This window comes from Alteromonas sp. ABE4_545 (assembly GCF_056161325.1).
On sequence record NZ_JBSWYY010000037.1, the window covers coordinates 1 to 12090 of the forward strand.

Here is a 12090-nt window from a genome sequence, read left to right on the forward strand (position 1 = left end):
AACCAAGTTACAAGATCTGATCAGAGTGAAGAGATAATGTTCAAAAAAAATCCCCACTAATTTCTTAGCGGGGATTTGTGTATAAGAGACAGCTGTTCAAAGCGGCCTTTTTTTATTAATTTCACTGACAACTCAACTAGCCATTTTTGTGTGCTAAGAACTCGTCATAAGTGCCGGCAAAGTTATTAAGCTTTTTGCCTTCAATTTCGATAATTTGCGTGGCCAGAGAGGAAACAAACTCACGGTCGTGACTCACAAAAATCACAGTACCATCAAAGTTAAGTAACGCATGGTTGAGAGCTTCAATAGACTCCATGTCCAAGTGGTTAGTCGGTTCGTCCATCACTAGCACATTAATGTCTTGCAACATCAGCTTACCGAACAACAAACGGTTTTTCTCTCCACCAGAGCACACACTGACCTTCTTGTTGAAGTCATCAGAGCCAAACAGCAAGCGGCCTAACATGGCTTTCACTTGCAAGTCATCATGGTGAGGTAAACGCCACTGTGACATCCACTCGAACATGGTCATGTCGTTCGCGAAGTCTTTGTTGCTGTCCTGCGGCACATAACCTACAGCGGCATTTTCAGCCCATTTTACTGTACCTGATTCTGGCGCCAACTCGTCAATCAAACACTTTAACAAGGTGGTCTTACCCGCGCCGTTTTCACCAATAATGGCCAAACGAGAACCCGCTTCCAACAACAAGTTACCATTAGAAAATAACGGTAGTTCTGGGAAGCCGTGACCAAGCTCTTCAAGCGTTATGGCTAGACGGTGCAATTTCTTGTGCTGCTTAAATTGAATGTAAGGCTTACGGCGGCTCGACGCTTTCACTTCTGCCAACTCAATTTTTTCCAAACGCTTGGCACGAGAGGTGGCTTGTTTCGCTTTTGATGCGTTCGCTGAGAAGCGCGCAACAAAGCTCTGTAGCTCTTCAATTTCAGCTGATTTTTTTGCGTTTTCGTTTAACAGCTGCTCCTGCGCTAGGGCTGCCGCTTCAGTAAACGCATCGTAATTCCCTGGGTAAATACGCAACTCACCATAATCAATGTCGGCCATATGGGTACACACTGAATTCAAGAAATGACGATCGTGGGAAATAATAATCATGGTCGATTTGCGCTTGTTAAGCTCTTCAGCCAACCAGTTAATGGTGTAGATATCCAAGTTGTTGGTCGGTTCGTCGAGCAACAAAATGTCTGGGTCAGCAAACAGGGCTTGAGCCAAGAGAATACGTACTTTTTTACCCGGTGCGATTTCTTTCATCAAACCAAAATGACAAGACTCGTCAAAGCCTGCGGCAATCAAAATGTCGCCCGCTCGCGACTCAGCGGTGTATCCGTCCATCTCGGCAAAACGCGACTCAAGATCGGCCACGCGCATGCCGTCTTCTTCAGTCATTTCTGGCTTGCTATAAATCGCATCGCGCTCTTGTTTAACTTCCCATAACTCGGCATCCCCCATGATCACAGCATCTACCACTGTCATTTCTTCAAAGGCAAACTGATCCTGATTCAAAATACCTAGCTTGGTGCCCGGCTCAAGAGAAACATTGCCCGTAGTCGGGGTGAGTTTACCGCTCAAGATCTTCATAAATGTGGACTTGCCACAGCCGTTTGCGCCAATTAAGCCGTAACGGTTCCCGTTACCAAATTTAGCAGAGATATTTTCAAATAATGGCTTAGCACCAAATTGCATTGTGATATTGGCTGTGGTGATCAAAATAATTACCTAGATTTTGTAGAACTGAAGACTGGTGGCGTATTTCTACGCAACGAGGGCGCGCAATATAATGAATTCGCCCGTGAGTGTCGAGGAAATTTTAGTCAGTTTAACAAGGAAACCCTGTATTGGCCTGATATTAGCGACGAAAAGTAAGCGCGTAGAGGTGGGCGATAGATACACAACAACAATGCTTGTCTAGATTCCATACAAAAACACCTTGCCACAATGATACCTATAGGTTACATTTGAGTCATTAGGGTTACTAATGGAACTTTTGGGTATCACCTAATTTCAATTTTGTGGGTAAGTCTTACCCGTGATGAACACATTGACCAAAGGACGCAGAACAATGATGACAACCTCTCAACAACTACTTTCACCAGCAGAGCAAGAACAGTATTACCTCAACCTAACAGGCAAGATAAGTTTAGCTTTGGCTGGGTTTTGGCTCGCATGGTTAATTGAAGAATTAGGCTACTTCAGGTCCGGCGTTGCACATTGGATTTTCAATGGCGTTATGTTGGTATGTATTATTGCGCTGGTGGCCTACGGCTCAAAAAGTTGGAAGTTCAACAAAAAACAAACCCGGCGCGCTTTTTGGACCTTGAAGTTTAATGATGAATACACTGACTACATCAGCGCACTGAGTATTCGCGTGACTTATTTCGTCAGTATCGCGGGCCTGATTATCTTGGCGATATGGGCAGATAGTAACTGGTTTATCGAGGCGACTTCACCTCTGTCATTACACAACTTTGTTCAAATATTGCTATGCCTAAGCTTTGCAGCCCATGGTGGCACGATCGTGTGGAAACTTTGGGAAGGAAGCGACGATGAATGATGAATTAGACAACCACATCCACAAATTGCGATTGCAACAAAAGCTGTCTCAACAGGAGTTGGCGGATGCCATTGGCGTATCACGCAAAACCATTAGTACGGTAGAAACTGGGCGGTTTACCCCGTCGGTAGTCATTGCCCTAAAGATTGCACAGTACTTTGAATTACCTGTAGAAAGTGTTTTCGAACTTAAGTAAGCCAAGAGGCGGAAGGGGTAAAGCTTCCGCCTTGTATTCAGTGCGGGCGTACGTGTTAATGCCCAGCACTTTCCAGCTTTGATGCCGCACGGCTTTTGCGCAATGCAAAATATGCCACAACATAGAAAAACAAAAATCCTACAGAAATAGGCATGAGATCGGCCACAATGAAATGGTCGATGATCATCGCAATAGGCACCGCAAAGATGCTCGATAGAGAGCCAATTATCGCAGCGCCTAACCCAGCCATATGCCCCAAGGGTTGCATCGCCATTGCGTTGAGGTTTCCGAATAATAAACCAACGAAAAAGAAGCCAATAAACAATACCGGTAACAGTAATAGCAAGGGCGGTAGACCAGCGTAAAGTAAGTTCAAGCCGTTTAGCACAACCGCAAACACAATGGCCCCAATCAATGCGTAGTGGCTAACAGTATGCATACCCATTTTGGTCACAATACGGCCATTGACAAACGATGCGATGCCAATTGAAAACGCCAGTAATGCAAAGATATAGGGGAACAGATCACCGACACCGTAAAATTCGGCATAAATGGTTTGAGATGCACTTAAATAAGCTAAGAACGACCCAAACACACACCCCATCGCCAATGTAGGCCCAATAACACTAACATGAGTCAGTACAAACTTTGACGATATAAAAAACTGCCCCCAAGAAAAGGGCTTTCTATTTTCGGCTGGCAATGTTTCAGGTTGGCGCGCTAAAAACCACAAGCCACTCAGTAAAGCCACCAGCAAAAATAACGAAAAGATGTGCTGCCATGAAAAGAAGGTTAGAACGGCTTGCCCTACCATTGGCGCAATCATAGGAACCAAGATAAACACCATCATGATAAATGACATCACACGTGCCATTCCTTCGCCCACAAACTGATCACGAATAACTGCCATCGACGCAATTCGAGGCCCAGACACGCCAAAGGCTTGAATTAAACGACCGATAATCATGGTGGTCATATCGGTAGCAAGCATACACACGATAGTCCCGACAATAAAAATACCCAACCCGAGCACAATCGCTTCACGACGCCCGCGCGCATCGGAATAAGGGCCGAAGAACAATTGTCCTAGTGCCATACCGGCAAAAAATACAGACACGATAATGTGTGCATCGTGCTCGTCTACCAGATTGAGATCGTGAGCAATGGTATTGAGTGCAGGCAACATAGCATCAATACTCAACGCCACCAGTGACGTCATCAATGCCATTAAGCTTACAAACTCAACAAGCCCTAACGTTGGGCGGCTCACAGGAGAAGGGGTAGACATAAACTTGTAATTCCAGTTAATACTCGCACGCAGCGCGACCAAACGCATAGTATATACACGATATGCCGTGAAGAACATGCGGGTAATCGCCAAAAGTCTATGTCTGATCTTTCGCCGTATAACAACAAAATAAAACGCGTTAAAAATGCGGGTGGTAAACTTGTCTATGTAGTCGGTATGAATTACCGCATGATGGGCAACGTTATCACGATCAGTCTGCCGCAGATGTCATTGCAACGAGCGTAGATAACTGGTGTTACGTGCGTTATTAAGCGTTAATATAACCTAGGCACGATACTTGTATCATTTAACACTTAAACCAACAGTGTGTTGCACTGCTAAAACACCTTTGCCAAATTAACAGGATTCACCCAGCTTCATGAGAAAGTGTTTGTCGTACATTCGCAATGCCTTAGGCGCTATAAGCCCCCTCATTTGTTGTTTATTGCTAAGTACGCTTTTTACCCTGCCTGTACACGCTGAACCTATTTCCTATACCCTGAAAGGGGTGGAAAACGACACTCTAGAAACCAATATTCGTTTGCACCTCAACAGCTATAGACAAGCCGACGCGGCTCCAAGCGACCCAGACTGGCAAGCAGAAGTGATAGCCACAATAGATAAAGCGCTTGCGCCTTATGGTTATTACAACAGTGAAACTCAGGTCTACGAACAAGACGATGAACTCATTATTGATGTCGCATTGGGCACTCCTTTAGTCGTTGCTAACGTGACTGCAGAGATCATTGGCGAAGGGCGAGACGATAAGGCGTTTCGCGAAAAATTTAATGCCTTGTCCATCAAAGAAGGTGACGTGCTGGTACAACCCACTTACGAGAGCTTTAAGTCAGACATGTTTAACTATGCGCTCTCTCACGGCTTTTTTGACTTTACCTGGCAAGCCGCTCGACTCGACTTGGTGCGGGAATCCCGTGAAGCTAACGTACTGCTGATTGCACAAAGTGGCCCTCAGTATTACTTCGGTGAAGTAGAGCTGAAAGGTGATACGCGCGCCGAAGCGATCATTAATCGCCTCAAGCCTTTTAAAACGGGTGATAAATACTCTTCGGCTATGTTGACGGAATTCAATCGCCGACTAAACCAAACTGGTTATTTCGCTCGTGTTATCGCCCGCCCTCTGGTTAGTCGGGCAGGCCAAGCCCATCAGGTACCCGTAGAGGTGCGACTGCAACACTTATCACGCGATATATTCAATGTTGGTGGCGGGGCTGATACCGACACCAAAGGCAGGATAAGAGCGCGTTGGGAGCGCCCGTGGGTAAACACTCGAGGCCATTCAATGGCGGCAGAATTATATCTGTCACAACCTGAGCAATCTGCCAGTTTTGACTACCGTATTCCCATGCAAGATGTGAATAATGATTACGCCAGTATTGAAAGCAGTTATGAATTTGACGATAACAGCAATACCGACACCCAAAGTGAAACCCTGAGTGTATCTGGGCATAGATATTGGAGCGAAGTTGACTCTCATTGGCGACAGAACGTGTCTTTAACTTACACCCGAGAAATCTTTTCTATCGGCAAGGTGCCAAGCCAAAGTACGCGATTGCTCATGCCAGGCTACGCGGTGAGCTATACAGATTCGGACAACCAACTAGACATTAGCGAAGGTCAATATTACTTGGTATCTGTACAAGCGGGCCATGATTCTGTGGTATCTGATATTTCACTGTTTAAAGCCAACGCCCGAACCAAATGGATAACCACATTTCAAGGTGTACACCGCTTTATGATCCGGTCTGAAATTGGTGCCATTATGACCAATGACTTTGATCAGGTACCCGCTAGTATTCGTTACTTTGCAGGTGGTGACCAAAGCGTGCGAGGCTTTGCCTACGAAACGTTATCACCCCGTGTACTGGTAGCCGCTGAGTCTGCCGACGAAGAAGACACATACAACCTCACCGGTGGTAAATATTTAGCAACAGCCAGCGTCGAATATGCCTATCCAGTTTCAACGAATTGGCGTGCTGCAGTATTTGCAGACATTGGAACCGCCACCAATGACTTTTCAGAATCTCCTGCTACTGGCATAGGAATTGGTGCACATTGGCTGACCATGATTGGCCCTGTGCGCTTTTACATCGCCCGAGGAAATAGCGATTTTGAATCAACTTGGCGGTTCCACTTCACCTTGGGGCCTGAGCTATGAGTCGTTTTTCTCGTTCAAAACTGGCTGCCAAAGTCGTCCTAATTACTTGCCTCATTCTCACGATACTGGTTGGCGGGCTTGTGAGTCCGCTAGGCACGCCATTAATTCGTTACATCGCCGTAAGCCAAGTACCTGGGTTATCAATTGCGTCGATGGAAGGTAGCGTTCTCGGTGAACTGTCTATCGATACGCTCCAATGGGAAAATGCACAATGGCGCGTTCAGGTATCGCGTGTTGACCTAGCCCATGACTGGACCTGCTTATTACAACCACGTGTATGCGTACATGCGCTGTCTGTCGGTGATGTGAACGTTACCCAATTAGCCCCCGCGCCAGCGTCTAGCGAGGAAACTACGCCGCTTACATTGCCCTTTCCTATCGCGATAGACGCTCTATCTCTGGCATCGCTAAAGGTGACAATGGGCGACCAAACAATTGCCTTAACCACCCTTAACACCGCGGTAACAGCCGATGAGTCGGTTAATATTAAAGAGTTCACGCTTAACAGTATTGATATTGTAATGCCTCAGGCTCAAACAGGGTCTGTGAGCGGGCCGCCACCCACAGCACTCAGCTACACGCCGCCCGAGCTACCCACAGTAACTATGCCTATCGATGTCGACGTACAGGGGCTAACCTTACACTCATTGCGTATTTTGCAAGGCGACGCCGCCGTGTTTGATGGCAAGATAACTGCGTCCCGTATTCACACCGACACCTCTACCGTATCGCTCGACTCTTTAACAGTTGTTGAGCCTAGAGCTGAGATATCACTAGATGGAAGCGCAACCCTGTCGCAAGACTACCCATTGTCATTCAACATTAGCGCTCGTGCGCCCATAGAAGGGGCGGAGCAGAAAGCACAATTGACACTGGATGGCTCACTCGCACAGTTAGATTTGTCTTTACTCGCAGAAGGCCTTATCAATGCAACAGCGGAAGGAAAGCTGGCATTATTACAACAAACATTACCCGCCGAATTAACGGTTAACTGGCCAGCGCAATCATTGCCTATTGAGCAAGATGTCAGCCTTGATAAAGGAGCGCTACAAGTAAGTGGAGAAATGGGGAACTATCGCATTACTCTTGATGGTGGCGTGAACGTTTCTCCCCTTGATCATGTGCCTTTTCACGCCAAACTCTTCGCGGGTGATGAACAAATTCAAGTTTCCTCTCTTAATGCGCGCTTACTCGGTGGCGAGATCAACAATACCGGTACGCTGTATTTCCTAGATAACATCAGCTGGTCGGGCAATACAACCATTCAAACCCTCGACACAACGCACCTAATTGCGGGTGGGCCTAAAGACTTGAACGGCCAATTCACGTCTCATTTTCGACAAACAGAAAATGGCCCTAATGCGGTGATTTCTGATCTGGGGATCACTGGCACATTAAGACAATTACCTTTATCGCTTCAAGGCTCTTTGGTTTATTCAGCCTTTAGCGATATTTTGGTTGCCGACCTCACCGCTAAACAACAAGACAATGAAATAACCGTGTTGTCTCAGTTATTTCACAAGCGATATTTAAATGCCCAAACCAAACTCAACATTGTTAATCTACAAGGTATTGTGCCTCAGCTCACTGGGGCAGTAACAGCCAACCTCAATACCTATGGCAGTTGGGAAGACCCCGTATTTGATAGTGAAATCAACTTAAAGACGATTCATATGTCTCCCCGACTCAACCGTGTAATGGCAGAGCAAGGGCCGTTGAATGGCACGATTAAATTATCGGGAAAACTTTCAGAACATGAATTAATCACCGACTTAACCGTACCAGACCATCACACCCACTTCGACTTACAAGGCACATGGGAAAACCAGCAGTGGCAAGGTACGGTGAAAGACTCACAGGTCGCTGTACTCAACACCCAATGGCAGTTAGATAAGCCATTTACGATGCAAATAGATACTCAACACCTTGCGGCATCGGTGTCTGCCCATTGTTGGCAGTCACGCGAAAATGGTGAGCTCTGTATAGACAAAGCCAACTATGAACAAGAGCAAGCCGCGTGGTCGATTAACGCCCATCAGCTGCCCGTAGGTTTGTGGATTCACGAGCTTTATCCCAGCTTGGTGTCATCGGTGTCTGACGCCACCTTTGGGTTTGACAGCACCGGCTCTTTCGACCCTCAACAACAGTTAAAAGCCCAGCTGCATGCCAACATCACACCCAGTACTTGGACGCTCGGCAATAAAGGGCAAGTTAAGATAACCCTAGATAATGTCTCGATTGATGGCGAATTACAAAACGGCCAGCTAACGGCAAATAGCCAACTGATTAGCCCACAATTGGGACAGTTGAACACACATATCGAAAGCCCGATTTTAGCCGACCAACCCACAGTGAGCGGCAATATTCGCATTGACGACTGGCAACTCGCACCATTTAAACCCTTGGCAAAAGCGATAAAAGCACTCAATGGGCAAATCAATGGCGACATTACTTTGTCTGGCGAATTAACTCGCCCATCATTGGAGGGCAAACTCGCACTGCGTGACGGACAAGCCGATATTGATGGCTTGCCAGTCGACATCAATAATTGGCAACAGCAACTGACATTCAGTGGTCAGCGGGCCGAATTTAACGGCGAATTTGCATTGGGAGAAGGCCCTGGTACTTTGTCTGGCTCAGTAAACTGGGTAGATAAACCAGAAATAGACCTCACGGTGAAAGGCACGGAGTTTTTTATTAAACAACGTGACATTCAGTTGCGTGTGTCACCTGATATCACGACCGAAATCCGCCCAGGATTAGTGAAAGTAACTGGGGAAGTTGGGGTGCCTTGGGCCCGCATTAAGGTTGACGATTTACCGCCGAATGCGGTTTCTGCCTCTAAGGACGTGCATTTGCGCGGCGAGCCACCGTCTCAAGATCCCCTCGATATTATCGATGCCACAGTAGCAGTGAAAATAGACAGTGCACAAAGTGGAGAAGTTAAACTTGATGCGTTTGGTCTCACGGCCAATTTATACGGCAATTTAGAGGTACACACACAGCCGTCGTTAACCGGATATGGCGATTTACAAATTCTCGACGGACGTTATCAAGCCTACGGCCAAAGCCTTATTATTCGCACTGGTGAAGTACAGTTTAATGGCCCGATCGGCCAACCTCTATTATTGGTAGAAGCGATTCGCGATCCAGACCGTACGGCAGATGATGTTGTTGCTGGTGTACGTATTGATGGGTCGGCCGACTCACCCAATGTGTCTTTGTTCTCAGAACCTAGCATGGACCAAGCGCAAAATCTCGCGTACTTATTAAACGGCAGTGGAAGCTTAGAAGGTGGCGATACAAGCGATAGCGCGTACACTGCAATGCTGCTCGGTTTTGGACTGTCTAAGAGCGAGTCGCTCACCAGTAAAGTCGGCGATGCCATCGGCATTTCCGATTTCAGTATCTCCACCACAGGGCAGGGTGATGACACCAAAGTAGCGGTGACCGGACGTATTTCAAAAGACCTGTCTATTCGCTATGGTGTCGGTGTGTTTGGCGACAGTGACAACGGCGGCCAAGAAGTCGCCCTGCGCTATCAATTAATGCCAAAACTCTATTTAGAGGTAGTGCGAAGCTTGTATACCGCCGTGGATATTTACTATCAATTTACCCTCGGCGACAACAATAAGAATACCGAAGAAAAAGAGGGCGCAGCGACGAATTAGTCTTTGGCATTTAAGTTCGTAATGCGCCCGTTTTTCAGACTGTATATCCAACTGTGAATCGTCAGAGGTTGTTGACGAGCGAGCGCATCGCGCACAATCGAAGTCTTCTTCACATTTTCTGATTGGGCAATAACGTTAAGTTCGCACAATCTGGCCGAACGGGCATCTTCAGGAAGCGCGTCGATTTCATCTCGGTGGCGAGCATAAATGTCTTTAATGTGCCCTAACCAATTGTCAATTAAACCAAATTGTTTATCGGTCATCGCCGCTTCCACACCGCCACATCCATAGTGCCCACACACAATAATGTGTTTTACCTTTAACACATCCACCGCGTATTGCAGTACCGACAAACAATTAAAGTCGGTATGCACAACCATATTGGCCACATTGCGATGCACAAAGATATCACCGGGCAGCAGGTCAACAATCTGGTTAGCAGGCACCCGTGAATCTGAGCAACCAATCCATAAATACATGGGAGCTTGCTGCTTAGAAAGCATATCGAAAAAATGCGGGTCTGCTTTATGCGTACGTGCAGCCCAATGTTTATTGTTGTCGAGTAAACGTTGAATTTCGTCCATCTCGCCGCTCCTCATGAAATTTCGCGTATCCTAGTGTGGCTAACAAGATCACACAAGTCAGACCATCATCTGCATCGATTGCAAACGTTCCCAATCTCGTTCAAAACGTCGTTGTCGACGATGCGCCCATACCCCCATAGCGAACATGACAACACAGGTTAACGGCAACAAAATGAACAAAATAGAATGCCACTGTTCCGCGTCGATTTCGCCTGCTTCGTACATCACAAGATAATACACAAACAACATCAACACAGTGACCCAACACGAGTGCTTAGTTAACATGGCAATACGGGCATTGTTGGCAAATTGCTTAGACAGTTTTTTCAGGTGGTCTTCTGTTTGCGCTTCGCCGCCAAACAAGGCATGGCGACGCAGCCACGCAATATACAAAACAAAAACCAAACAAATGCCTCCCAGTACCCACAGCCCCAACCAGCCCATAGGGGTAGCGGCAAACTCTTCCTGCATAAACAGCAATACATAGGTGAGAGGGAGCATTGCCAATATATCCAGCGTTAGATAACAACGCTGCTTCCAACGTTGAGCGCGAAACCGTTTTCGCACATCGCTCATATCAATAGCATTAACACTTTGTTGCTGCCAAAGTGACTGTAATGGATCTTGTTGTTCAGCCATGCTGAATTCTCCGGCTTAACGTTTGCTTTGCGCGATTCAAAATCACACCAACATTGCTGGTGGACAATCCACAGACTTCGGCAATGTCTTCATAACTCAACCCCTCAAGCGATAATGTCACGACTTGACGGGCGGGCAACCCCAACTCCCGAACGGCCTCAAGTAGTCGACTCATTTGCTGCGAGTGTTCCATTGCAACATCAGGGTTGTGTTCATGTGCCGCACTGATGGCGTCTAATGCATTGCCATCATCACCTTTAATTTGCTTCACACTGGTAGCCACATGAGACACCGCGCGGTTATGCGCAATTTTAAGAATGTAGGTTTTTAAACTACTGTTACCCTGAAAGCGCGCCAACCCTTGCCAAACAGCCACGGCAATTTCTTGCAGTAACTCTTGCTGCAATGCGTGATTAGCCTCATAACTGTTCGCTACACGGCCTAGCAAAGGCCCGTATTCTGCGAGTACTTGATCAAAATTCACCTGAAGCGCGCTTCCTTACCTACTTACTTTTTTGTTGTTTTTCATTGTGTTCGCTTTCCATAGTCAGTGTATCTCTAAAAAAATTACAAAAATTATGTAATTTATTTTTTCATATCATGACTACCTCACTGTGAACCCGTACAAAGGAAAAGAGGAACCACTATGTCTGCTTTTGAAATTACCGTGATTTTATTTTGCGTTTTTATGGCGATCAGTGTGTTGTGCTACATTGATGCAAAGTATCAATGGCGGTTTGTAGATTGGCTTAACGGCCGATGCGCTAACCCATTTATTCACTCACCAAGTGAATACTCTGCTCATGACACGGGTTTCGCAACCGATACCGATAAGAGTGCCAAGCATCACAAAGACAAAGATGCGCTAATAGCCAGTTTACAAGCACGAATTGAGGTACTAGAAGCCATCGTGACAGAACCGAGCTACGAGTTAAATAAAAAGATAAACGCCTTAAAGTAGCGTTT

Annotated in this window: 10 protein-coding genes; 5 read left to right on the plus strand and 5 right to left on the minus strand. The window is 46.5% G+C overall.

Annotated features, from left to right (window positions below; translation table 11 throughout):
* Window positions 1-136 precede the first annotated feature (136 nt).
* Window positions 137-1726 carry an ABC-F family ATPase gene (locus ACXAH6_RS18790; RefSeq protein ID WP_474879349.1) on the minus strand — a complete coding sequence of 530 codons (1590 nt, stop codon included), beginning with the start codon at window positions 1724-1726 and terminating at the stop codon, window positions 137-139.
* A gap of 352 nt (window positions 1727-2078) precedes the next feature.
* Here ACXAH6_RS18790 and ACXAH6_RS18795 point away from each other — a divergent pair, with 352 nt between their 5' ends.
* Both ACXAH6_RS18795 and ACXAH6_RS18800 read left to right on the plus strand, forming a co-directional pair.
* Window positions 2079-2570 (plus strand): hypothetical protein, encoded by a 492-nt coding sequence (locus ACXAH6_RS18795; RefSeq protein WP_474879350.1) that lies wholly within the window; start codon window positions 2079-2081, stop codon window positions 2568-2570.
* Entirely contained in the window at window positions 2563-2766 is a 204-nt protein-coding gene (locus ACXAH6_RS18800) for a helix-turn-helix transcriptional regulator (protein ID WP_474879351.1), read from the plus strand. The genes ACXAH6_RS18795 and ACXAH6_RS18800 overlap by 8 nt, the downstream gene beginning before the upstream one ends.
* Window positions 2767-2821: 55 nt before the next feature.
* Here the strand turns inward: ACXAH6_RS18800 and ACXAH6_RS18805 are convergent, their stop codons facing one another.
* Window positions 2822-4054, minus strand: a complete 1233-nt coding sequence (locus ACXAH6_RS18805; protein ID WP_474879391.1) for a multidrug effflux MFS transporter — start codon at window positions 4052-4054, stop codon at window positions 2822-2824.
* Window positions 4055-4433: 379 nt separating this feature from the next.
* On the opposite strand from ACXAH6_RS18805, the gene ACXAH6_RS18810 reads away from it, so the two are divergent.
* Together ACXAH6_RS18810 and ACXAH6_RS18815 are read left to right on the plus strand one after the other, a co-directional pair.
* Window positions 4434-6230 carry an autotransporter assembly complex protein TamA gene (locus ACXAH6_RS18810; RefSeq protein ID WP_474879353.1) on the plus strand — a complete coding sequence of 599 codons (1797 nt, stop codon included), beginning with the start codon at window positions 4434-4436 and terminating at the stop codon, window positions 6228-6230.
* Window positions 6227-9901: a translocation/assembly module TamB domain-containing protein gene (locus ACXAH6_RS18815; RefSeq protein WP_474879355.1), complete on the plus strand. Its 3675-nt coding sequence runs from the start codon at window positions 6227-6229 to the stop codon at window positions 9899-9901. Before ACXAH6_RS18810 ends, ACXAH6_RS18815 begins: the two co-directional genes overlap by 4 nt.
* Here ACXAH6_RS18815 and can read toward each other — a convergent pair.
* From can to ACXAH6_RS18830, 3 genes are read right to left on the minus strand one after another with little or no spacing between them, the layout of a single operon-like run.
* Window positions 9898-10485 (minus strand): carbonate dehydratase, encoded by a 588-nt coding sequence (gene can / locus ACXAH6_RS18820; protein ID WP_474879357.1) that lies wholly within the window; start codon window positions 10483-10485, stop codon window positions 9898-9900. The two genes, ACXAH6_RS18815 and can, sit on opposite strands and share 4 nt — an antisense overlap.
* Window positions 10486-10542: 57 nt before the next feature.
* Window positions 10543-11124, minus strand: coding sequence for a hypothetical protein (locus tag ACXAH6_RS18825; protein ID WP_474879359.1), 582 nt, complete (start codon window positions 11122-11124; stop codon window positions 10543-10545).
* The gene (locus ACXAH6_RS18830) at window positions 11117-11608 is read right to left on the minus strand and encodes an RNA polymerase sigma factor (RefSeq protein ID WP_474879361.1); all 492 of its coding nucleotides are present in this window, start codon (window positions 11606-11608) and stop codon (window positions 11117-11119) included. The genes ACXAH6_RS18825 and ACXAH6_RS18830 overlap by 8 nt, the downstream gene beginning before the upstream one ends.
* A gap of 162 nt (window positions 11609-11770) precedes the next feature.
* Between ACXAH6_RS18830 and ACXAH6_RS18835 the strand changes: the two genes are divergently transcribed.
* Window positions 11771-12085, plus strand: coding sequence for a hypothetical protein (locus ACXAH6_RS18835; protein WP_474879363.1), 315 nt, complete (start codon window positions 11771-11773; stop codon window positions 12083-12085).
* The last annotated feature ends 5 nt before the right edge of the window (window positions 12086-12090 follow it).